Origin of the sequence: Burkholderia sp. Nafp2/4-1b, assembly GCF_003635165.1 — a bacterium.
In the GTDB taxonomy this organism is placed as follows: Bacteria; Pseudomonadota; Gammaproteobacteria; order Burkholderiales; family Burkholderiaceae; genus Burkholderia.
Genome location: NZ_ML058606.1, coordinates 50,003 through 73,027 on the forward strand (window position 1 = coordinate 50,003; position 23,025 = coordinate 73,027).

A 23,025-nucleotide genomic window follows, 5' to 3' on the forward strand; every position below is an offset into this window, starting at 1 on the left:
CCCGATCCCGTCGGGATCGTTTGCCGGCCTCGCCGGCGTCTTTCAGCGGAGCACGCGACACGTCGTCGTGCGGGCAGGCTGAACGATGACACCGCTCGACCGCCTCCTCGATCTCTTCGCCCGCCTGCCGTTCCGCATCCGCCTGCCGCAAAGCCGCGGCGGCCGCGTCGCGCTGGCGCTGGTCTTCATCTATTTCGTCTGGGGTTCGACCTACAGCGGCCTGCATTTCGCGCTGCAGTCGTTCCCGCCGCTGTTGCTGTCGGGGCTGCGCAACCTGCTCGGCGGGATCGGCCTGTTCATCTTCGCGCTGCGGCGCAAGCCCGAATGGCCGACGCTGCTGGAGATCCGCAACTCGGCGATCGTCGGCACGATGCTCGTCGCGCTGTCGTCGGGCACGATCGCGCTCGGGATGCGCACGGTCAGCAGCGGCTCGGCCGCGGTGATGGTCGCCACGGTGCCGCTGTTCGCGACCGTGATCGCGGCGGTCGCCGGGCGCCCGGTGACAAAGGGCGAGTGGGCGGCCGTCGCGCTCGGGATGGTCGGCATCGTCGTGCTGAATTCGGGCGGCGCGGCTGCCGCGAACTCGGCGCTCGGCACGATCTGCGTGCTCGCCGGCGCGCTGTTCTGGGCGGGCGGCGCGCATCTCGCAACGCGGCTCAAGCTGCCGTCGGACCTGTTCCTGTCGACGTCGCTGCAGATCGGCCTCGGCGGGTTGATGTCCACGCTTGCCGCATGGCTGCTCGGCGAGCGCGTCGAGCAGGTCGCGGCCGTCCCGGTGCTCGCGTTCCTGTACCTGATGGTGTTCTGCACGATGGCCGCGTACGTCGCGTACGGCTACCTGATCCGCCATACGAGCCCGATCATCGCGAGCAGCTGCATGTACGTGAACCCGATCGTCGCGGTCGCGCTCGGCGCGCTGATGCTCGGCGAGCCGGTCACGCAGGCAACCGTGGTCGCGACGGTCGCGATTCTCGGCAGCGTCGGGCTGTCGTTCCTGTTCGATCCGGCGCGCCGGCCCGCGGCGCGCGCGGCGGCGGACGCTTCGCCGGCCGTTGCGACAGCAGCGGCCGTGACGGCTGAGTCGGCGGACTCGGCCGAGTCGGCAGCAGGTGCGGCGCCCGCGCCGGAGCAGCCCGCGACGCCGGAGCCGGCGCCGATCCTCACGCCGTCCGCTGTCACGCTCGGGGTGCCGGCGCCGGCCGCCGTGGTCGATCCGGGCGCGGTCATGGATCCCGCACCGGCCTTCACGGTGCCGCCGCCGGCAGGCGAAGCGGCCGCCGCACGCGCGGACGCGTGACGCCCGCCGCGCGGCCCGCCGCGTTCAGCCGTGCCGTGCGCCGCGGTGGTGGAACCAGCCGCCGAGCGCGGTAAACAGCAGCCCGGCCGCGCACATGCCGGTCCAGCCGAATCCATGCCACGCGGCGACGCCGACCGACGAGCCGAGCGCGCCGCCGATGAAGTAGCACACCATGTACACGGTGTTCACGCGGCTGCGTGCGTCCGGCTTCAGTGCGTAGATGCGCGACTGGTTCGAGATCTGCGCGGCCTGCACGCCGACATCCAGCACGATCACGCCGATCACCAGCCCGACGAGGCTCGTCCCCGACAGCGCAAAGATCACGAACGACGCCGCGAGCAGTGCGATCGCGAGCGAGATGATCGCGCGCGGGCCGCGCTTGTCCGCGAAACGGCCGGCATACGGCGCGGCGAGCGCACCGGCCGCCCCGACGATCCCGAACAGCCCCGCGGCCTGCGGGCCGAGATGGAACGGCGCGCCGGCGAGCAGCAGCGTGAGCACGGGCCAGAACGCGCTGAACGCGGCGAACAGCGCGGCGCCGGTCAAGGACGCGTCGCGCAGCCCGCGCAACTCGACCGCGAGGTGCCACATCGACCCGAGCAGCTTGCCGTACGACAGCGTCGAGGTCGGCGAGCTGCGCGGCAGTCGCAGCACGATCACCGCGGCCAGCGCGACCAGCGCCACGACCGACGCGCCGAACACTGCCCGCCAGCCGAAATATTCGGCGACGAAGCCGGCCGCCGTGCGTGCCAGCAGGATCCCGAGGAGCAGGCCGCTCATCACGGTGCCGACCGCGTGCCCGCGTTCGGCCGGCGGCGCGATTTCGGCCGCGAACGGCACCGCCTGCTGCGCGATCGTCGCGAGGATGCCGATCGCGAGGCTCGCGGCGGCGAGCACCGCCAGCGACGGCGCGGTCGCGGCCACGATCAGTGCGACCGACAGGCCGGCGATCTGCATCAGGATCAGCCCGCGGCGATCGAAACGGTCGCCGAGCGGCGCGAGCAGGAACATCCCGGCCGCATAGCCGAGCTGCGTCGCGGTCGGCACCGCGCCGATCCACGACGCGCCGTCGGGAAACGCCGAGCGGAAGCTGTCGAGCAGCGGCTGGTTGTAGTAGATGTTCGCGACCGACACGCCCGCGATCGTCGCGAGCAGCAACAGCAGGCTGCGCGAGTAGTGGGGCGAGGCGGCGTCGGTCGGATGGTCGGTGGAGGCGGCGGACATGGCGGCAACGGAACGGAGTTGGGCGGCGCGGGGGCGTGCGGCGCAACTGCGATTGCGCGGGCGGCCGGCGCGTCGATCGAGGCTGCCGATCATACCGGAGCACCGGAAATCGTGCCGGCGCTCACGGCATGACGCACCGCGAGCGTCCGCTATCGACCGCGATCAGCCACAACGCGCCCCCGACCACCCCAGCCGCCCACCATGCGCGAGCGATGCGCATGGTCAGTCGACCAGCTCCCCGCTCGGTTCATAGAACGGATACGGCCCGTCGCCTTCATCGACATACACATGATGGGACATCATCCCCGTGTCCGGCGCATGGGCGTGCACCGCGAACGCCGGCGGCTCGAGCCGGAACGCCGACGGCGCGTCCGTGCGCAGGTCGAACGCCACCTGATGCGCGGGCGCCGGCACGGCCGACGCGAGCGTGCCGCCGAAGCGAGTGAACATCGTCCGGTGCACGTGGCCGCACAGCACGCGCTCGACGTTCGGATAGCCGCGCAGCAGCGCATCGAGTTTCGCGGCGGCGGCGGGCGCGAGGCGCAGCGCGTCCATGTGTCCGATCCCGGACACAAACGGCGGGTGATGCAGCGCGACGATTACCGGCCGGTCGCGTGCGGCATCGAGCTGCGCGGCGAGCCACGCGAGCCGGGCGTCACACAGGTCGCCGCCGCTCGTGCCGGGCACCTGCGAATCGAGCGCGAGCACGCGCACGGCGCCGACGTCGAGCGCGTACTGCACGAATTCGCCGTCCTGCAATTCGGGGCGATCGGCGAACGCGCGGCGCAGCCCGGCACGGTCGTCGTGGTTGCCGACCATCAGGTAATACGGAATCTCGAGCGGTGCGAGCAGTTCGCGCAGGTGACGGTATTCGTCGTCGTGGCCGAAGTCGGTCAGGTCGCCGGTGATGAGCACCGCATCGGGGCGCGGCACCAGCGCGTTCAGCTTCGCGATGCAGCGCGCGAGCGCGGCGGCCGTGTCGACGCGCCGGTACGCGAGCTGGCCCGGGCGCTTGATGTGGAGATCGCTGATTTGAGCAAGCAGCATCGTCGTTCCTCGGAATGTCTGGTTATCGTGGAGCGGTGTTACGCGGCGAGTGCGATCAGGCCTTCCGCCGCGATCGCGAGGCCGACTGCCGTGCCGCGTGCGAGCTCGATGCGGCCCGGCACGTCGATCACGAGCGCGTCGGGTGCCGCATGCTCGATCGTGAGCCGCGTGCGCTCGCCGAGGAACGCGCACGCGCCGATCGCGCCGCGCAGCGGCGCACGCGCGGGATCGGCGAGCTGCGCGTCCTCCGGGCGGAAGAACCACTCGTCGGCGGCGTGCGGCGTGACGATTGAGCCGCCGGTCGTCACGAGCGCGCCGTCGCGCCATTGTCCCGCAAGCCGGTTCAGCGTGCCGATGAACTGCGCGACCGTGCGGTTCGCCGGCCGGTAGTAGATGTCGCGCGGCGTGCCGATCTGCTCGATGCGGCCCGCGCCCATCACGACGATCCGGTCGCCGAGCTCCATCGCCTCGGCCTGGTCGTGCGTGACGTACACGGTCGTCACGCCGAGCTCGCGCAGCAGCGCGTTCATGTCGCGGCGCAGCACGTCGCGCAGCTTTGCATCGAGCGCGGTCAGCGGCTCGTCGAGCAGCAGCACGCGCGGGCGCACCGTCAGCGCGCGCGCCAGCGCGACCCGCTGGCGCTGGCCGCCCGACAGCTGATCGACCGGTTTGTCCGCATGCGCGTCGAGCCGCATCATCGCGAGCAGTTCGTCGACGCGCTCGCGCAGCGCGCGCGGCTCGGTCTTGCGGATCTTCAGCCCGTAGCCGACGTTGCCGCGCACCGTCAGGTTCGGAAACAGCGCGTAGTTCTGGAACACCATGCCGACCTGGCGGCGCTCGATCGGCAGCGCGGTCACGTCGTCGGCGCCGAACGCGATCGTGCCGCCGGCATCCGGCGTGTCGAGGCCCGCGATCAGGCGCAGCGTCGTCGTCTTGCCGCAGCCCGACGGGCCGAGCAGCACGAGCGTCTCGCCCGCGCCGATCGACAGGTCGAGCGGTTCGAGCACGCGGGTGCCGCGGAACGTCTTCGCGCAGCGGGTCAGGGTGATGGGAGTGGAGTCGAGTTTCATGAGAGCGGTGGAGTCAGCGCGCGCGGCGCTTCAGCGCGCGCGTGCCGGATGGATCGACGCCGAGCCACTGCATTGCGACGAGCAGCGGCAGCGTCATCAGCAGGAACACGATCGTGTACGCGCTGCCGACTTCGAGACGCAGCGACGCATAGGTATCGGCGAGCCCGACGGGCAGCGTCTTGGTATCGGGCGTGTGCAGCATCCACGTCAGGTTGAATTCGCCGATCGACAGCGTGAGCACTGCGAGTGCCCCCGCGACGATGCCGGGGCGCAGGTTCGGCAGCACGATCGTCACGAAGCGCGTGACGAACGACGCGCCGAGGCTCGCCGCGCCTTCCTCGATCGTGCGCAGGTCGGCGCCGGACGCGACCGCCGCGACCGCGCGCACCATGAACGGCAGCGTGAACACGACGTGGCCGACGACGATGAACCACAGGCTCATCCGGAACGCGGTGAAGCCGCCGTACACGACCAGCAGCGCGAGCGCCGACGCGAGGCCAGGCAGCGCGACCGGCAGCACGAGCGCTTCCTCGATCGCGCGCGCGACGCGGCTCTTGCTGCGCGCGAGCGCGTAGCCGGCCGGCACGCCGACCGCGAGCACGATCGCGAGCGTCGCGAACGCGACGCCGAGCGAAAGCGCGACCGAGCCCTGGTATTGCTGCCACACCTGTTCGATCCAGCGCAGCGTGAGTCCGCTCGACAATCCGCGGAAATAGTTGACCGTGAGGCCGGCGAGCACCGACATCACGACGGGCACGATCATGAACGCGCACAGCAGCAGCGTGACGCTCCATTGCAGCGCGGTGATCGCGCGTGCGCCCGACACACGCGGCGCGCGTCGGGCGGCGCCGTTCGCGTGCGACGGAGCAGGCGTCGGCGACGGCGCGGACGAACCGGAAAGCGATTGCATGCAGGATTCCTCAGGCCGCGGCGGCGGCGGTGTGGCCGGTGAACCGGCGCGCGAGCGCGAGCACGGCCCACGTGACGATGCCGAGCACGATCGACAGGCCGGCCGCCGTCGCGATGTTCGCGTTCAGCGTGAACTCGGTGTAGATCGTCATCGGCAGCACGTTCAGGTCGGTGGCGAGCGTGAACGCCGTGCCGAACGCGCCCATCGCGGTCGCGAAGCAGATCGCGCCGGCCGCGATCAGGCCGGGCGTGAGCGCCGGCAGCACGATGTCGACGAAGATGCGCCACGGCGACGCGCCGAGCGAGCGCGCGGCTTCCTCGAGCGATGCGTCGAGCTTCGACGCGGCCGCGATCACGGTGACGATCACGCGTGGGATCGAGAAGTACAGGTAGCCGACGAACAGCCCGGCCACCGAATACGCGAACACCCATTTGTCGCCGGTCAGCTTCGCGGACAGCATGCCGATCAGCCCCTGGCGCCCGGCGAGCATGATCACCATGAAGCCGACCACGACGCCGGGGAACGCGAGCGGGAAGGTGAGCAGCGCGAGCAGCACGCGCTTGCCCGCGAACTCGCGGCGCGCGAGCAGCAGGCCGGAGATCGTCGACAGCGCGAGCGTCGCGAGCGTGACGCCGGCCGACAGCGCAACCGTTTCGCCGAGGCTCTTCATGTAGCGCGCGTTGCCGAGCAGCGCCGCGTACTGCGCGAAGAACGCGCCGTCGGCGGACACCCGCACGAGGGCGGCCATCGGCAACAGCCAGAAGGCGGCAAACACCGCGAGCGCCGGCGCGACGAGCGCGACGCGCCAGCGCAGCGGGAAAGTCAGGTCGAGCATGGCTTGGGTCCGGCGCTTACTGCATGATCTGCAGGTATTGCAGCCCGAACGCTTGCTGGCCGGCCGCCATCTTGCCGAAGTCGACCGGTTTCGCGCGTGCGTATTCGCTCGCCGGCAGGAACTTCGCGGCGATGTCGGCGCCGAGCGTCTGCGCGCGCACCGGACGCAGGTATGCGTTCGCCCACAGCTTCTGGCCTTCGTCGGACAGCACGAAGTCGAGCACCTTCCTGCCGTTCGCGTCGTGCGGCGCACCCTTCACGAGGCTCATCACGTACGGCACCGCGATCGTGCCTTCCTTCGGAATCACGAACTCGACGTTCGCGTGATCCTTGTATTTCGCGCGATACGCGTCGAAGTCGTAGTCGAGCAGGATCGGAATCTCGCCGGACAGCACGCGCGCATATGCGGTCTGCTTCGGCACGATCGGCGCGTTCTCCTTCAGCTTGTGGAACCAGTCGAGGCCCGGCTTGAAGTTGTCGAGGCTGCCGCCGAGCGCCTGGTTGACGGCGACCGCGCCTGCATAGCCGACGAACGCGCTCGACGGATCGAGGTAGCCCACCATGCCCTTGTATTCCGGCTTCAGCAGATCGGCCCACGAGCGCGGCACCGGCTTGCCGTCGAGTGCGTCCTTGTTCACGAAGAAGCCGAGCGTGCCCGAGTGGATCGCGAACCAGTAGCCTTGCGGATCCTTCAGGTTCGCGGGAATGTCGTTCCAGTGCGCGGGCTTGTACGGCGCGATCACGCCCTTGTCCTTTGCCTGGAAGGCCGACGACACGCCGAGATACACGACGTCGGCGACCGGGCTCTTCTGCTCGGCGATCAGCTGTGCGATCGCCTGGCCCGAGTTCTTGTTGTCGAACGGCACGCGAATGCCGGTCTTCTGCTTGATTGCCGCGATTTGCGCGGCCCAGTCGGCCCATTCGGGCGGGCAGTTGTAGCAGATCGCGGTGTCGTCGGCATGGGCCGCGGGAGCGAACGCGACGAGCGCGGCGCAGGCAATGGGAGCTGCGAGCATGCGCAGCAGCGAGGTCAGGCGAAAGGACACGGTGGATCTCCGGGTGGGTAGCGGGGTATTTCGTGGGGTATGTCGCGGCGTATCGCGCCACGCCGCGCACGATGGCGCGGCGCGTGCGCTCACGCGTGGCGCAATTGCAGGTCGGCGGCCGGCGCTGCGATCGTCGCGCCGTCGCGCACCGTGTGCGGCAGGATCAGCGACGTGCGCTCGATCGTCGCGCCGCCGATGCATTCGACGAGGCGCCGCCACGCGTGGCGGCCGATGTCCTGGTTCGGCGTCGCGACGCTCGCGAGCGGCGGCGCGAGCAGCTCGCCGAGCGCGATGCCGTCGAAGCCGAGCACCGACAGGTCGTCGGGAATCGAGAAGCCCGCGCGGCGCAGGCCGCGCATCACGACCATCGCGAGCACGTCGTTGCTGCAGAAGAGGGCGGTCGGGCGCGTTGCCTTCGCGGTGAGATGCGCGAGCACCGCGTCGGGCAGCTCGGCTGCATTGAAGTCGACTTCGACCGGCGGCAGCGTCGCGACGCCGGCTTCCTCGAGCGCCTGCGCGTAGCCGAGATGGCGCTGGCGCGCGCGATCCGACGCCACGAGCGAGCCGGCCAGCATCAGCACGCGACGATGGCCGCGCGCGGTCAACAGGCGCACGCCGTCGTACGCGGCGCTGCGGTTGTCGACCGACACCGACGGGCGCCGCTGCGTGTCGTTGTGCATCAGCACGTAGTGCGGGCCGTCGCGGTCGAGCATGTCGAGCAGCGGATGCGTGTCCGCATCGGCGACGGTCAGGATCAGCCCTTCGACGCGCTGCTCGCGCAGCGTCTCGATCGCGTGGCGCTCGCGCGCCGCGTCGTATTCGGTCGTCATCAGGATCAGCTTGAAGCCCGCCGCGGTCGCGAGTTCGTCGATGCCGTGCAGGCAGTCGGCGAACACCGGGTTCGACAGCGTCGGCAGCACGACGCCGATGAGGCGCGTGCGCTCGCCGCGCAATTGCCGGCCGAGCGGGCTCGGGCGGAACTGCAGCGTGTCGATGGCGGTGCGGATCGTCGCGAGCGTCGCGGGACTGACGGTATGCGGCGCGTTGATCGCGCGCGAAACGGTGGCGATCGAGAAGCCCGCGAGGGCAGCGACATCCTTGATGGTGGGGGTCATGGCGTGAAGCGATGTAAACGTTTTCGACGGGGAAATTATCGAAAACGTTTGTGACTTCGCGATGACGCGCGAGACGTCTGTTTCGCAAAAGGTGCGATACAAACTTCAGACGTTTTGCATCTGGTGAACGGGGCGGCTTCGATTGTATCGGCAGGATGTTGCGCCGCGGGAAGAAATCGCCAACGGTGTCGTATCGATGTCGATTGCGGCCGTGAATGGGGCCGCGAACGGCGCACGCGCACATGCTGCGTCGCGATGTGCTGCGCGGGAATCGGGGAACGCATGCGCAAGCAATGGTAGAATCGCGTCCGCCCTTTTGCCGGGGTGATGAAATTGGTAAACATAGCGGACTTAAACGATTGAGTGCCCGGCCGGAAACGGTCGGTGCAGAACCCTTCAAATTCGGCGAAACCCCTGATGCGCGACACGCGTCGAGGCAACGCCGAGCCAAGCCTCGCGGCACGACTGCAGCGAGGAAGGTGTAGAGACTAGACGGGGGGCGCCTAAGGCGCACGGGCGGCGATCACGCCCGCGCGCGATGGCGAAGGCATAGTCCAGCGCACGAACGGCGTCGTTCCGACGACGCCGACTTCGAAAGAAGCAGTGTGACGAAAATCCGCCGCCTTAATTGGCTTGCCGGTTCAAGTCCGGTCCCCGGCACCATCGATCGCGTCGACGCGATTCGAGCAAGGTCTGAAAACCCGCGAGCAGCGCTGCACTCGCGGGTTTTTTGTTTGGCATCGCCATGCGCCGGCGCTGCAACGGAATTCGCGCGGGCAGCATCGCTGCGACGAAAGCAACGCCATGTGATACTGGGCACGCCCGTCGCACGGCACGTCGGTGCCGGCGGCGGCACACGCGCTAACGTCGTTCGCCTCCAACGCAGTTCGCCTTCGTCCCGCAACACCACCCGCCATGACCGACTCGACCCATCATTATTACGAACCCGCGCAAGGCCACGGCCTCCCGCACGATCCGTTGAACGCGATCATCGGCCCGCGCCCGATCGGCTGGATTTCGTCGCGCGGCAGCGACGGCACGGTCAACCTCGCGCCGTACAGCTTCTTCAACGCGTTCAACTATCGTCCGCCGATCATCGGCTTTTCGAGCACCGCCGCGAAGGACAGCCTGCGCAACGTGCAGGAGACCGGCGAGTTCGTGTGGAATCTCGCGACGCGCGAGCTCGCCGAGCGGATGAACCAGACCTGTGCCGCGGTGCCGTACGACGTCGACGAATTCGAACTGGGCGGCCTGACCGCGCTTGCGTCGCGTCTCGTCAACGTGCCGCGCGTGGCGGAAAGTGGCGTCAATTTCGAATGCAAGGTGACCGACGTGATCCGGCTGCGCGATCATCACGGCGTCGACACGCCCGCCACGCTGGTGCTCGGCGAAGTCATCGCGGTGCATATCCGCCATGATCTGCTGAAGGACGGCATCTTCGATACCTTCGGCGCGGGCATCATTCTCCGCGCGGGCGGACCGACCGCCTACGTGCACGTCACGCCCGACAGCCGCTTCGACATCGCGCGACCCGACGCGTAATTCATCACCGGCCGGAACGATCCGGCACGCGCACGCTGGAGCGTGCGAGCGCAGCAGAACACGCCCACAGAATGACCCCGCCGATATCCAGGATTTCGCGGGGTCTTTTGTTTCGTATCCTCCGACATGATCTGAACGGCCGTTGACGCATCGCAGCACAGGCGAGCGTCGTTCATCACCCGGTCGGCGCCGGCCGCCCGTCCACCTTCGTCATGGCAAATCTGCTCACGGCAAACGAGCGGGTTGGGCATCGACGCGGCGCACCGCAAGGCATAGATTCCCAAGGTTGGCGTGCTTATCCGCGCGCCAGCTCGCGCGTGAGCCGGCAACCGGCCGCGCGTTTCATATCAGCGTGAGACACAATCGAGCGTGGAGACGACACGATGAGCCTGTCAGAGCCATTGCGTCTGCATGTGCCGGAGCCCACCGGGCGTCCGGGCTGCAAGACGGATTTTTCCTATCTGCATCTATCGCCGGCCGGCGCGGTTCGTCGGCCGCCGATCGACGTTGCGCCGGCGGACACCGCCCATCTCGCGCGCAGCCTCGTGCGCGTGCTCGACGACCACGGCCAAGCCGTCGGCCCGTGGGCACCGGACCTCGACGATGCGCGCCTGATCGCCGGGATGCGCGCGATGCTGAAGACCCGCATCTTCGACGCGCGGATGATGATCGCGCAGCGTCAGAAGAAGATCTCCTTCTACATGTTGAGCCTCGGCGAAGAGGCGATCGGCGCCGCGCATGCGATGGCGCTGCGTCACGGCGACATGTGCTTCCCGACCTACCGGCAGCAGAGCATCCTGATCGCACGCGACGTGCCGCTCGAGCGGATGATCTGCCAGCTGATGTCGAACGAAGGCGACCCGCTGAAGGGCCGCCAGCTTCCGGTGATGTACTCCGATCGGGAGGCCGGCTTCTTCTCGATTTCCGGCAACCTCGCGACGCAGTTCATCCAGGCGGTCGGCTGGGCGATGGCGTCGGCGATCAAGGGCGACACGAAGATCGCGTCCGCGTGGATCGGCGACGGCGCGACCGCGGAAGCCGACTTCCACACCGCGCTGACGTTCGCGCACGTGTATCGCGCACCGGTCGTGCTGAACGTCGTCAACAACCAGTGGGCGATCTCGACGTTCCAGGCGATCGCGGGCGGCGAGGGCACGACCTTCGCCGGGCGCGGCGTCGGTTGCGGCATCGCGTCGCTGCGCGTCGACGGCAACGATTTTCTCGCGATCTACGCGGCATCGACGTGGGCCGCCGAGCGCGCGCGCCGCAATCTCGGCCCGACGCTGATCGAGTGGGTCACCTACCGCGCGGGCGCGCACTCGACGTCGGACGATCCGACCAAATACCGGCCAAGCGACGACTGGGCCCATTTCCCGCTCGGCGATCCGATCGCCCGCTTCAAGCAGCACCTGATCGCGAAAGGCATCTGGTCGGACAGCACGCACGACGCGCTTACGGCCGAGCTCGAAGCCGAGGTGATTGCCGCGCAGAAGGAAGCGGAGAAGTTCGGGACGCTCGCCGACGATCGCATTCCGTCGCCGGCGTCGATGTTCGACGACGTGTACAAGGAGCTGCCCGCGCACCTGCGCCGTCAGCGCCAGGAACTGGGAGCGTGATCATGGCGCAACATGAAACGACGACGGCATCGGGGCAGCCGATGACGATGATCCAGGCGCTGCGCTCCGCGATGGACGTGATGCTCGAGCGCGACGGCGACGTGGTGGTGTTCGGGCAGGACGTCGGCTACTTCGGCGGCGTGTTCCGCTGCACCGAAGGGCTGCAGGCCAAGTACGGCAAGTCGCGCGTGTTCGACGCGCCGATCTCCGAAGGCGGGATCGTCGGCGCGGCGGTCGGGATGGGCGCGTACGGTTTGCGGCCGGTTTGCGAGATCCAGTTCGCCGACTACTTCTATCCGGCGTCCGACCAGATCGTGTCGGAAGGCGCGCGGCTGCGCTATCGCTCGGCGGGCCAGTTCACCGCGCCGATGACGATCCGGATGCCGTGCGGCGGCGGCATCTACGGCGGCCAGACGCACAGCCAGAGCCCGGAGGCGATGTTCACGCAGGTCTGCGGATTGCGCACGGTGATGCCGTCGAATCCGTACGACGCGAAAGGGCTGCTGATCGCATCGATCGAGAACGACGATCCGGTGATCTTCCTCGAGCCGAAACGCCTGTACAACGGGCCGTTCGACGGCCATCACGAGCGTCCGGTCACGTCGTGGCTCAAGCATCCGGGCAGCGCGGTGCCGGAAGGCTATTACACGGTGCCGCTCGATACGGCCGCGATCGTGCGGCCCGGCAACGACGTGACGGTGCTGACGTACGGCACGACCGTTCACGTGTCGCTTGCCGCGGCGGAGGAAACCGGCATCGACGCGGAAGTGATCGACCTGCGCACGCTGTGGCCGGTCGACCTCGACACGATCGTCGCCTCGGTGCGCAAGACTGGCCGCTGCGTCGTCGTGCACGAAGCGACGCGCACCTGCGGCTATGGTGCGGAACTGGTGTCGCTCGTGCAGGAGCATTGCTTCTATCACCTGGAAGCACCGGTCGAGCGGACGACGGGCTGGGACACGCCGTATCCGCACGCGCAGGAATGGGCGTATTTCCCCGGCCCGGCCCGGGTTGGCGAAGCGTTGCGACGCGTGATGGAGGCGTGAGATGGGCATTCATGTCATCAAGATGCCGGATATCGGCGAAGGGATCGCCGAGGTCGAGCTGGTGGCCTGGCACGTGCAACCTGGCCAGACGATCGCCGAGGATCAGCCGCTCGCCGATGTGATGACCGACAAGGCGGCGGTGGAGATTCCGTCGCCGGTCGCGGGCAAGGTGCTGGAACTTGGCGGCCGGATCGGCGAGATGATGGCGGTCGGCAGCGAGCTGATTCGTCTCGAAGTCGAAGGCGAGGGCAACCTGAAGCCGGGTGCGAAGGGGCGGGATGCGGCAGCGGAGGCGGCGCCGCGTCCGGCGCCGGCCGACGTGCACGCCAAGCCGTCCTCTGTCGAAGAGGAATCCGAAACGCATGCGTCGTCGCGGGCAAAGACGCACGCAACGCCGCCCGCGGCGCATCGCGCACCGGCCGAGCCGCATCGCGCGGAACGTGCGGCACAGCCGCGCGCGGCGCTCGCGCCGGCCGAACGGCCGCTTGCGTCGCCGGCGGTGCGCCAGCGCGCGTGGGACATGGGCATCGAGCTGCGCTTCGTGCGCGGCACGGGCGACGCAGGGCGCATCCTGCACGCGGACCTCGATGCGTATGCGCGCACGGGCGGCCATGGTGCCAGTCGTGGCTCGCAAGCGCACGGTTACGACGAGCGCAACGACGAAATCGAAGTGCCGGTGATCGGCTTGCGGCGCGCGATCGCGCGCAAGATGCAGGAAGCGAAGCGCCGCATTCCGCACTTCAGCTACGTCGAGGAAATCGACGTTACCGAGCTCGAAGCGCTGCGCGCGGAGTTGAATCGCCGTTACGGCGACACGCGCGGCCGGCTCACGCCGCTGCCGCTGCTGATCCGCGCGATGGTGATCGCGCTGCGCGACTTCCCTCAGATCAACGCGCGCTACGACGACGAAGCCGGTGTCGTCACGCAATACGGCGCGGTGCACATGGGCGTCGCGACGCAGACGGACGGCGGCCTCACGGTGCCCGTGCTGCGCCACGCGGAAGCGCGCGACGTCTGGTCTATCTCGGCGGAAATCGCGCGGCTTGCCGATGCGGTGCGCGCGAATCGCGCGCAGCGCGACGAGCTGACCGGCTCGACGATCACGATCTCGAGCCTCGGCGCACTCGGCGGCATCGTGTCGACGCCGGTGATCAACCATCCTGAGGTCGGCATCGTCGGCGTGAACCGGATGGTCGAGCGGCCGATGATCCGCGACGGCGCGATCGTCGCGCGCAAGATGATGAACCTGTCGTCGTCGTTCGACCATCGCGTGGTCGACGGCGCGGACGCGGCCGAATTCATCCAGGCCGTGCGCGGGTTGCTCGAGCGCCCGGTATTGCTGTTCGTGGAGTGAGCGCGATGGCGAACGAACACACCACATTGCTCGTCATCGGCGGCGGGCCGGGCGGTTACGTCGCCGCGATTCGCGCGGGGCAGCTCGGCATTCCGACGGTGCTCGTCGAGCGCGAACGGCTCGGCGGCACGTGCCTGAACATCGGCTGCATTCCGTCGAAGGCGCTGATCCACGTCGCCGACGCGTTCGAGCAGGCGTGCGGACAGGCAGGCGAAGGCATGCTCGGCATTCGCGTGCGCACGCCGGAGATCGATATCGCGAAAAGCGTCGCGTGGAAGGACGGCATCGTCGAGCGGCTCACGCGCGGCGTCGGCGCGCTGCTGAAGAAGCACGGCGTGCGCGTGCTGCATGGCGACGCGCGCGTCGTCGACGGCAAGACGGTCGACGTCGTCGCCGGCGATCACACGACGCGCATCGCATGCGAACACCTGCTGCTCGCGACGGGCTCGGAACCGGTCGCGCTGCCGTCGATGCCGTTCGGCGGTCACGTCGTGTCGTCGACCGAAGCGCTGTCCCCGACGTCGCTGCCGAAGCGGCTGGTCGTCGTCGGCGCCGGGTACATCGGGCTCGAACTCGGGACCGTCTATCGCAAGCTCGGCGTCGACGTGAGCATCGTCGAAGCGGCTGAGCGCGTGCTGCCTGCGTATGACGCGGAACTCGCGAAGCCGGTCGCCGATTCGCTCGCGCGGCTCGGCGTCGGCCTGTGGCTGGGCCACAAGGTGCTGGGCCTCGCGACCGACGGCGCGGTGCGCGTGCAGGCGCCCGACGGCGCGGAGCAGACGCTTGCGGCCGATCGCGTGCTGGTGGCCGTGGGCCGCCGGCCGCGCGTCGACGGCTTCGGGCTCGAAGCGCTGCCGCTCGATCGCAACGGCCGCGCGCTGCGTATCGACGACGAATGCCGCACGTCGATGCGCAACGTGTGGGCGATCGGCGACGTCGCCGGCGAGCCGATGCTCGCGCATCGCGCGATGGCGCAGGGCGAGATGGTCGCGGAGCTGATCGCGGGACGGCGCCGCAAATTCATACCCGCGTCGATTCCCGCCGTGTGCTTCACCGACCCTGAGGTCGTCACGTCCGGCTGGTCGCCCGACGACGCGAAGGCGGCCGGCGTCGACTGCATCAGCGCGTCGTTCCCGTTCGCGGCGAACGGGCGCGCGATGACGCTTCAGGCCACCGACGGTTTCGTGCGCGTCGTGGCGCGACGCGATACGCATTTGATCGTCGGCTGGCAGGCGGTCGGGCGCGGCGTGTCGGAACTGGCCGCGGCGTTCTCGCAGTCGATCGAGATGGGCGCGCGGCTCGAGGACGTCGGCGGCACGATCCACGCGCATCCGACGCTCGGCGAAGCGATGCAGGAGGCGGCGTTGCGCGCGCTGGGGCATGCGCTGCATGTGTGATCCCGATGCGGCATGCATGGCCGAACGGAGCCCCGCTGCGGCGGGGCTTTTTGTTTTGCGTGCCGGACGCGATGTACGCGCTGAGCCAGCCGGATCTCTCGCGACAGCGTGTCGTCGGTGCGTCGAAGAATGACGAGAACGCGCCGATGGAGGCGCTGGCGCCGATGCAGAAACCGATCCAAGCGGATCGTGCGGCCCGCACGTTGCCAGTCGCCGACTGGCACAGCGGCCATCGCTCCTCGACGGCGCCGACACGCGGTTCCACACGCGTGCGTGGCGGCATGACCGGCCGGTTGCAGCGCGGCGAAGCCGGTCGTTGACCGTGACGAGCGAACCGTTCATCGTGTCGATAGCGCGGCCGGTTGCCGCGCACGGGCGGGTGCTCTGCCGCACGACATGCGCGCGCGGCGGCGCGCGATTTTCGCTTCCCGGCCGCCTGTAGCGGCTCCACACGGAACTATCCGAATGAAACTGCTGCTCGTCGGCGCGACCGGACTCGTCGGGCGCCACGTTCTCGAACTCGCGCTGGCCGATGCGCGGGTCGACCGGGTCGTCGTGCTCGCGCGCCGGCCGTTGTCGCCGCATCCGAAGCTGCGCGCGCTCGCGGTCGACTTCGATCATCTGCCCGAGACGGCCGACGCGTGGCAGGCCGATGCCGTGATCTGCACCCTCGGCACCACGATGCGGGCCGCAGGCTCGCAGGCAGCATTCCGCCGCGTCGATCACGACTATCCGCTCGCGGTCGCGCGCCTCGCGCACCGGTACGGCACGCCGACCTACGTACTGAATTCCGCGCTCGGCGCGGATGCTGCGTCGCGCATCTTCTACAACCGCGTGAAGGGCGAGGTCGAGCAAGCGCTCGCGGGCATCGGCTTCACGTCGCTCACCTGTGTGCGACCGGGCCTGATCGGCGGCAGCCGCGACGAATTCCGGTTCGGCGAACGGCTGCTGGTGCTTGCGCTCAGTGCCGCCGGGTCGCTGTTGCCGCTGAAGTGGCGCGTGAATCCGGCGCCGCGCATTGCGCGCGCGCTGCTCGATGCCGCGCTCGACGCGCGCCCGGGCGTGCACGTGATCGGATCGGAACGGCTCGCCTGAACGAAAGGGCGGTGGGCGTCGATCAGTTGTGCCCGACACCATCGAGCGGGCCCAACTGCTCCGCGAGCGCATCGCGGAACGCGTCCAGCACTTCGCCGCCATCGTTGTTGCGCGGCGTCGCGAGCTGGAATTCCACCGTGTGGCGTAAGACTGTTTCGTCACACGATTCGATAGGGCGAACGCGGCATGCCGGCTGACCTACGATGAAGACATTGCGTCCATCCCGGCCGAACCGTGTGCACCCACTACCGCGCCCCCGATGAAGACCCCGGCATCAGCGAACTGAGGATCGGCATCGGCGACCTGTATCGCCGCGATCCGTGGCGGCCCGACGTGTATCCCGACTACGCGGCGCCGATCGCGCTTGCCGACGGCGACGGGCTCGCGGTCGTCAGCGCGGTGTTCGGCTTCTGGCCGAAATTCATGCAGCCCGAGCGCGTCGATGAAAACGGCCGCAAGCGAAAGAAGCTCGATACCGTCAACGCGCGCGCGGAAACGGTCGCCTCGTCGCGGCTCTACGGCAACGCATGGCGCAACGGCCAGCGCTGCCTGATTCCGGTGCGCTGGATCGTCGAGCCGTGCTACGAGACGGGCCGCAACGTGTGGCATCGGATCGGCGTCGACGGCTGGCAACCGTGCTGCGTCGCCGGCATCTGGCGGCGTTACGAAACGCCGGACGGCCGCGAGCGGATCGGCATGACGATGCTCACGGTCAATGCCGACGATCACCCCGTGTTCGCACGCATGCATCGGCCCGGCGACGAGAAGCGGGGCGTCGTGATGCTGCGTCGCGACGACTACGACGAATGGCTGCACGTGCGCGACATCGAAGCCGCGCGCCGCATGCTGAACCTGCTTCCCGTCGACGACCTCGTCGCCGCACCCGATCAGCCGCCCGCGGGCACCTGAGCTTTCATTTTTCATTCGCGCGACCCGCTGCTGCACAGGCACGCGCGCGCCGACCTTTCAGACGATTTCGAAAGTTGCCCGATATCGGGTAATCCCCGATATCGGGCAAGTTGTATATACAAGATCATCCGCTGGCAATGTCGGCACACGTCGTGCCGGTTGCGCGCCAGCGTGCAGACCGTGCGTGCGTGGCGCATGCCGGCGATCCACGGCGCACCGCACCCGACGAGCCGAAAGGGCGGCTCGGCACATTTTCGTCTCGTCCAAACCATTTGTGATCCTCAGTATCTTGGAGATTTTCCCGTGTCAACGAATCCCAGTGGAAAAGCCGGCGGTCTGATCGAGGTACGCTCGATCGATTTCATTCCCGACGCCGAACGCCACGGCGGACTGCTGAGCCAGTTCACGCTGTGGCTGTCGGCGAACATGCAGATCACGGCCATCGTCACGGGCGCGCTGGCGGTGGTGCTCGGCGGCGACGTGTTCTGGTCGCTGGTCGCGTTGCTGCTCGGCCAGCTGGTCGGCGGCGCGGTGATGGCGCTGCACGGCGCGCAGGGGCCGCAGCTCGGGTTGCCGCAGATGATCTCGAGCCGCGTGCAGTTCGGCGTCTACGGCGCGATGATTCCGATCGTGCTCGTGTGCCTGATGTACATCGGCTTTTCCGCGAGCGGCTCGGTGCTTGCCGGGCAAGCCGTCGCGCAACTGCTGCACGTCGACGACGCGGCCGGCATCCTGCTGTTCGCGGCCGTGATCGTCGTGCTGACGGTGTTCGGCTATCGCGCGATCCACTTCGTCGGCCGGATCGCGAGCGTGATCGGCATCGTTGCGTTCGTCTATATGTTCACGCAGCTGTTCGCGAACCACGACGTCGGCGCGCTGCTCGCGAACAAGCATTTCTCGCTCGCGAGCTTCCTGCTGTCGATGTCGTTGTCCGCGTCGTGGCAGATCGCGTTCGGCCCGTACGTCGCCGACTATTCGCGCTACCTGCCGCGCTCGACGTCGTCGGTCGCCACCTTCCTCGCGGTCGGCCTCGGCTCCGTGCTCGGCGCGCAGGCGGCGATGGTGTTCGGCGTGTTCGCGGCCGCGCTGGCCGGCAGCCAGTTCGCGCACCATGAAGTGTCGTATATCGTCGGCCTCGGCTCGACGGGCGCGGTGGCGGCGTTGCTGTACTTCAGCATCGCGTTCGGCAAGGTGACGGTGACCGCGCTCAACGCGTACGGCAGCTTCATGTCGATGGCGACGATCGTCAGCGGGTTCCGCGGCAAGGGCGCGGTGTCGTCGAAGAGCCGCCTCGTCTACATCTTCGGGATGATCTGCGTGTCGACGCTGATCGCGCTGGCCGGCCGCCATTCGTTCCTGAAGGAATTCACCGCGTTCATCCTGTTCCTGCTCGCGTTCTTCACACCGTGGAGCGCGATCAACCTGGTCGACTACTACTGCTTCACGCGTTCGCGCTACGACGTGCCGGCGCTGTCCGATCCGGACGGCCGCTACGGCCGCTGGAACGTGATGGCGATCACGATCTACGTGGTCGGCATCCTCGTGCAGGTGCCGTTCATGTCGACGCACATCTACACGGGTGCGCTCGTCGACGCGCTCGGCGGCACCGACATCTCGTGGATCCTCGGCCTCATCGTGCCGGCCGTGCTGTATTACATCGCCGCCCGCGCATCGCGCCGGAGCATCCCCGAGCGCCTGATCCTGCCGCTCGAACGCGGCGAGGTTTGATCGCGCATCGCATCGTCCGTCGGGCCGGCCAGCAGCCGGCCTGAGCGGCCCGCCGCGCCCGACCCCGGGCGCGCGCGGCAGTCACGCTGTACCCATCTTCGTTATTCGCGATGCCGGCATGGCAGACCACCGTGCCGGCATCGTTTCATTCCCTTATCATTGAATAGCATGACTAAACAAATGAACGCACGAGACAATCGTTCCGGGGCGCGGTCGGCGCATGCCGGTCTTCGCATCGCAGTCGCGGCCGCATGCGTGGGCGGCTCGGGTGCCGCGCTCGCGCAGGACGGCGTCACGCTGTACGGCGTGATCGACGAATTCGCGCAGTACGTGAACACGGGCAACGGCTATACGGCAGCGATCGGCTCCGGTGGCCAGTGGGGCAGCCGCTTCGGGATGAAGGGCGGCGAGGACCTCGGCGGCGGCCAGAAGATAGAGTTCGCGCTCGAGAACGGCTTCAACCCGAATGACGGTTCGCTCGCAAGCGCCGGCAGCATGTTCAACCGGCAGGCGTGGGTCGGCATCGCAGGGCAGTGGGGCAAGGTGCGCGCGGGCCGCCAGAATTCGCCGCTGTTCAACGACCAGGGCGGGCAGGATGCGTTCGGCGGCGTCACGCAGGCGTCCGGCATGGACAACCTGACCGTGTTCGCGTTTCGCACCAGCAATACGCTGTCGTACCAGAGCCCGGAGATCGCCGGCTTCCAGGCCGGGCTGTACTTCGGATTCGGCGACGCGGGCGGCGTGCGCTCCGCGGGTTCCAGCCAGCAGTTCGACCTGACGTACACGCACGGGCCGTTCGCGGCGTTCGTCGCGGGGCAGTGGCTGAAGAACCGGACGGCGACCACCACCGATCGCACGATCCTGGCCGGCGCATCGTACGAGATCGGCAAGGCAACCGTGTACGGCGGTTTCTCCGCGGTGAAGTGGGCCGACCTCGGGATCGATTCGCGCGTGTACGGGCTGTCGGTCAAGTATCAGCTCAACCCGGCGAACTACGTCGCGCTCGGCTATGCATACTTGCACGACCAGACGTCGCAGGGCGACCACGCGGACCAGTTCGGGCTGATGTACGAATACGACCTGTCGAAGCGCACGAGCTTCTACGGTGCGCTGTCGTACCTGCGTAACCGCAACCAGGCCGGCTACACGCTCGCCGGCGCGGCGAACCCGGGCCTGCCGCTCGCGTATCCGGGCGCGAACGCGCGCGGCGTGCAGCTCGGCATCGTGCATCGCTTCTGACGATGCAGCGGGCGCCGGGCCGGCGCCTGCTTCATCCCCGTTGCGACTGCGCCGATACGCGAATGGGCGTATTCGCGCGCTTACATCCCGAGCCGTTCCGCGAGCGAATGACGCTGCATGCAGCGCTCCATCGCATCGAGGAACGCCTGCTCGGCCGCGTTCATCTTGCGGTCGCGATGCCACAGCAGGAACACGTCGACGTCGACGAGCCCGTCGTCGGGCGGCAGCCGCCACAGCCGTTGCTGCGCGATGTCGTCGCGCACGATGTGCTCGGGCAGGCAGCCGATGCCGTAACCGGCGAAAATCAGCCGCCGCACTTCCTCGAGGCTCGGCGACGACGCGACGATGCGTCCGGTGAACCCCTTCTGGTCGCGGAACACCGTGAGCGGCGACAGGCTGTCGCCGATCTGGTCGCTCGTGAACGACACGAAGTTCTCCGCGAGGAGATCGTCCATCCGTAGTTGTGTCTGCCCGAACAGCCGATGATGGCGGCCGCAGTAGATCGCATAGCGCTGCCGCAGGAAGCAGCGCATCTGCAGCTTGTCGTGCGGCGTGCGGCACAGGCCGAGCCCGGCGGTGGCCGTTTTCTGCAGCAGCGACGACAGGATGTCCGACGAGCGCATTACTTCGATCTGCAGATCGATGCGCGGATACGCGCGATGGAAGTCGGCCAGGAATTCGTCGTAGACGGGCGACTCGATGCGGCTCACCGTCAGCAAGCGGATCGTGCCGGTGAGGTCGGCCGTGCTGTCGTCGAGCTCCGTCTCGAGCCGCGACACGCCACCGTAGATGTCGCTCGCGATCCGGTACACGGCCTCGCCCGCCGGCGTCGGTGCGAAGTGCGCGCCGCGCCGCTCGATCAATTTGCGCTCGAGTGCCTCTTCGAGCCGCCGCAGCGCCTGGCTGACGGCCGGCTGCGTCACGTGCAGGCGCGCGGCCGCGCGGCTCACGCTGCGCTCCTGCATGATCACCAGATAGGTGCGCAGCAGGTTCCAGTCGAGGCGATCGTTGAGGAAGGGAGCGAGATCGGCGCGCATCGGGTCTCCGGGCGAGGCAAGGTGGCAGTCATTAGTTAAATTTATACGCCGAATAATAACTTGAAATTTGACTAATGACGGGCGGTCGCCGATAAAGGAGGGGCGCCGCACCGTGCGGCGCGAGGCCGCGCCAGACGGCTGCCCTCACGATATTGCGTGCGCCGCGCCGCGGCGCGCGCCAGGAGCCAGCATGACCCAGTCCCTTCCTTCCGCCCGCCAGCCGGCGCGTGCCGCGACGGCCGCGTTCATCGGCACGATGATCGAGTGGTACGACTTCTACATCTACGCGACCGCCGCCGCGCTGGTGTTCGGCGAACTCTATTTCCCGTCGCATGACCCGTTCGTCAGCACGATGGCGTCGTTCGCGACGTTCGCGGTCGGCTTCTTCGCGCGCCCGCTCGGCGGCCTCGTGTTCGGCCATCTCGGCGATCGCATCGGCCGCAAGAAGGCGCTGATGACGACGCTGATGATGATGGGCGTCGCGACCGTGTGCGTCGGGCTGCTGCCCGACTATTCGAAGGTCGGCATGCTCGCGCCCGCGCTGCTCGTTCTGCTGCGCGTCGTGCAGGGGATCGCGGTCGGCGGCGAGTGGGGCGGCGCGGTGCTGATGGCGGGCGAACACGCGCCGCAAGGCCGTCGCACGTTCTTCGCGTCGTTCGCGCAACTCGGCAGCCCGGCCGGCCTGATCCTGTCGTTGGTCGCGTTCCGCGCGGTCACGTCGATGGACAAGGCCGACTTCCTCGCGTGGGGCTGGCGCCTGCCGTTTCTCGCGAGCTCGGTGCTGCTCGTCGTCGGCATCCTGATCCGGCTCGGCGTGAATGAGTCGCCGGAATTCGCGCGCGTGAAGGAAGCGAACCGCACGGTGAAGCTGCCGGTCGCCGAAGTGTTCCGCTCCGCGTCGGGGCTCGTGCTGCTCTGCATCGGCGCGAACACGATCGGGATCGCCGGCGTCTATTTCACCAACACATTCATGATCGCTTACACGACGCAGTACGTCGGCGTGTCGCGCTCGCTGATCCTCGACAGCCTGTTCGCGGTCGCGATCATTCAGTTCATCGGGCAGCCGATCGCCGCGTGGATCGCCGAACGCATCGGCGGCGCGCGTTTCCTCAAGATCGCCGCGCTGCTCGCGATGCTGTCGCCGTACCCGATGTTCATGCTCGTGCAGGGCGGCACGTCCGCTTCGCTCATCGCGGGCATCGCGCTCGCGGTCGTGTGCATGTCCGGCTTCTATTCGGTGATCGCGGGCTTCGTCAGCGGCGTGTTCCCCGCGCACGTGCGCTATTCGGCGATCTCGCTCGCGTACCAGGTGTGCGGCGCGATCGCGGGCGGGCTGACGCCGCTCGTCGGCACCTGGCTCGCACATCGCTTCGTCGGCCAGTGGTGGCCGCTCGCGGTGTTCTACACGTGTCTCGCCGGCATCTCGCTGCTGTGCATCGTGGCGCTCGATGCGCGCCGCGCGGCGCAGCCGGCCGCGGCCGAAGCGCTCGGCTCGCATTGACCGCGCGCAGCGACCCTC

General features: G+C 68.5%; 20 protein-coding genes. 12 read left to right on the top strand and 8 right to left on the bottom strand.

Annotation, left to right across the window (positions count from 1 at the left end; translation table 11 throughout):
- The first annotated feature begins 85 nt into the window (after positions 1-85).
- Positions 86-1,297, top strand: coding sequence for an EamA family transporter (locus tag C7H84_RS16165; protein WP_121859722.1), 1,212 nt, complete (start codon positions 86-88; stop codon positions 1,295-1,297).
- Positions 1,298-1,321: 24 nt separating this feature from the next.
- Here C7H84_RS16165 and C7H84_RS16170 read toward each other — a convergent pair whose 3' ends face one another.
- The 7 genes from C7H84_RS16170 to C7H84_RS16200 all read right to left on the bottom strand — a co-directional run bounded on the left by C7H84_RS16170 (position 1,322) and on the right by C7H84_RS16200 (position 8,543).
- Complete coding sequence (locus tag C7H84_RS16170) at positions 1,322-2,521, bottom strand: MFS transporter (protein WP_121859723.1); 1,200 nt, start codon at positions 2,519-2,521, stop codon at positions 1,322-1,324.
- 222 nt (positions 2,522-2,743) lie between these two features.
- Complete coding sequence (locus C7H84_RS16175) at positions 2,744-3,568, bottom strand: phosphodiesterase (RefSeq protein ID WP_121859724.1); 825 nt, start codon at positions 3,566-3,568, stop codon at positions 2,744-2,746.
- A 38-nt stretch (positions 3,569-3,606) separates the two neighbouring features.
- Complete coding sequence (locus C7H84_RS16180; protein WP_121859725.1) at positions 3,607-4,638, bottom strand: ABC transporter ATP-binding protein; 1,032 nt, start codon at positions 4,636-4,638, stop codon at positions 3,607-3,609.
- A gap of 13 nt (positions 4,639-4,651) precedes the next feature.
- A complete protein-coding gene (locus tag C7H84_RS16185) occupies positions 4,652-5,548 on the bottom strand; it encodes an ABC transporter permease (RefSeq protein ID WP_121859726.1) in 897 nt (298 codons plus the stop codon).
- A 10-nt stretch (positions 5,549-5,558) separates the two neighbouring features.
- Complete coding sequence (locus C7H84_RS16190; RefSeq protein ID WP_121859727.1) at positions 5,559-6,383, bottom strand: ABC transporter permease; 825 nt, start codon at positions 6,381-6,383, stop codon at positions 5,559-5,561.
- A gap of 16 nt (positions 6,384-6,399) precedes the next feature.
- The gene (locus C7H84_RS16195) at positions 6,400-7,428 is read right to left on the bottom strand and encodes an ABC transporter substrate-binding protein (RefSeq protein WP_121859728.1); all 1,029 of its coding nucleotides are present in this window, start codon (positions 7,426-7,428) and stop codon (positions 6,400-6,402) included.
- Positions 7,429-7,517: 89 nt separating this feature from the next.
- The gene (locus tag C7H84_RS16200; protein WP_121859729.1) at positions 7,518-8,543 is read right to left on the bottom strand and encodes a substrate-binding domain-containing protein; all 1,026 of its coding nucleotides are present in this window, start codon (positions 8,541-8,543) and stop codon (positions 7,518-7,520) included.
- Positions 8,544-9,458: 915 nt separating this feature from the next.
- Between C7H84_RS16200 and C7H84_RS16210 the strand changes: the two genes are divergently transcribed.
- From C7H84_RS16210 to C7H84_RS16265, 10 genes are all read left to right on the top strand, one after another.
- Positions 9,459-10,085: a flavin reductase family protein gene (locus C7H84_RS16210; RefSeq protein WP_121859730.1), complete on the top strand. Its 627-nt coding sequence runs from the start codon at positions 9,459-9,461 to the stop codon at positions 10,083-10,085.
- Positions 10,086-10,468: 383 nt separating this feature from the next.
- The gene (locus tag C7H84_RS16215; RefSeq protein ID WP_121859731.1) at positions 10,469-11,701 is read left to right on the top strand and encodes a 3-methyl-2-oxobutanoate dehydrogenase (2-methylpropanoyl-transferring) subunit alpha; all 1,233 of its coding nucleotides are present in this window, start codon (positions 10,469-10,471) and stop codon (positions 11,699-11,701) included.
- Between the two features lie 2 nt (positions 11,702-11,703).
- Positions 11,704-12,747: an alpha-ketoacid dehydrogenase subunit beta gene (locus tag C7H84_RS16220; RefSeq protein WP_121859732.1), complete on the top strand. Its 1,044-nt coding sequence runs from the start codon at positions 11,704-11,706 to the stop codon at positions 12,745-12,747.
- A 1-nt stretch (position 12,748) separates the two neighbouring features.
- Positions 12,749-14,101, top strand: a complete 1,353-nt coding sequence (locus tag C7H84_RS16225) for a dihydrolipoamide acetyltransferase family protein (RefSeq protein ID WP_121859733.1) — start codon at positions 12,749-12,751, stop codon at positions 14,099-14,101.
- A gap of 5 nt (positions 14,102-14,106) precedes the next feature.
- On the top strand, positions 14,107-15,498 hold the full coding sequence (gene lpdA, locus C7H84_RS16230; RefSeq protein WP_121859734.1) for a dihydrolipoyl dehydrogenase: 1,392 nt from the start codon (positions 14,107-14,109) through the stop codon (positions 15,496-15,498).
- Between the two features lie 71 nt (positions 15,499-15,569).
- A complete protein-coding gene (locus tag C7H84_RS16235; RefSeq protein ID WP_162999290.1) occupies positions 15,570-15,818 on the top strand; it encodes a hypothetical protein in 249 nt (82 codons plus the stop codon).
- A 145-nt stretch (positions 15,819-15,963) separates the two neighbouring features.
- Positions 15,964-16,593 (top strand): NAD(P)H-binding protein, encoded by a 630-nt coding sequence (locus C7H84_RS16240; protein ID WP_121859736.1) that lies wholly within the window; start codon positions 15,964-15,966, stop codon positions 16,591-16,593.
- A gap of 234 nt (positions 16,594-16,827) precedes the next feature.
- Entirely contained in the window at positions 16,828-17,502 is a 675-nt protein-coding gene (locus C7H84_RS16250; RefSeq protein ID WP_121859737.1) for an SOS response-associated peptidase family protein, read from the top strand.
- Positions 17,503-17,805: 303 nt separating this feature from the next.
- Positions 17,806-19,230, top strand: coding sequence for a cytosine permease (locus tag C7H84_RS16260; protein WP_121859738.1), 1,425 nt, complete (start codon positions 17,806-17,808; stop codon positions 19,228-19,230).
- Between the two features lie 168 nt (positions 19,231-19,398).
- Positions 19,399-20,469 (top strand): porin, encoded by a 1,071-nt coding sequence (locus tag C7H84_RS16265; protein ID WP_121859739.1) that lies wholly within the window; start codon positions 19,399-19,401, stop codon positions 20,467-20,469.
- An 80-nt stretch (positions 20,470-20,549) separates the two neighbouring features.
- Here C7H84_RS16265 and C7H84_RS16270 read toward each other — a convergent pair whose 3' ends face one another.
- Positions 20,550-21,506: a LysR family transcriptional regulator gene (locus C7H84_RS16270; RefSeq protein WP_121859740.1), complete on the bottom strand. Its 957-nt coding sequence runs from the start codon at positions 21,504-21,506 to the stop codon at positions 20,550-20,552.
- A 190-nt stretch (positions 21,507-21,696) separates the two neighbouring features.
- Here C7H84_RS16270 and C7H84_RS16275 point away from each other — a divergent pair, with 190 nt between their 5' ends.
- Positions 21,697-23,007 carry an MFS transporter gene (locus C7H84_RS16275; protein ID WP_121859741.1) on the top strand — a complete coding sequence of 437 codons (1,311 nt, stop codon included), beginning with the start codon at positions 21,697-21,699 and terminating at the stop codon, positions 23,005-23,007.
- Positions 23,008-23,025 lie beyond the last annotated feature (18 nt).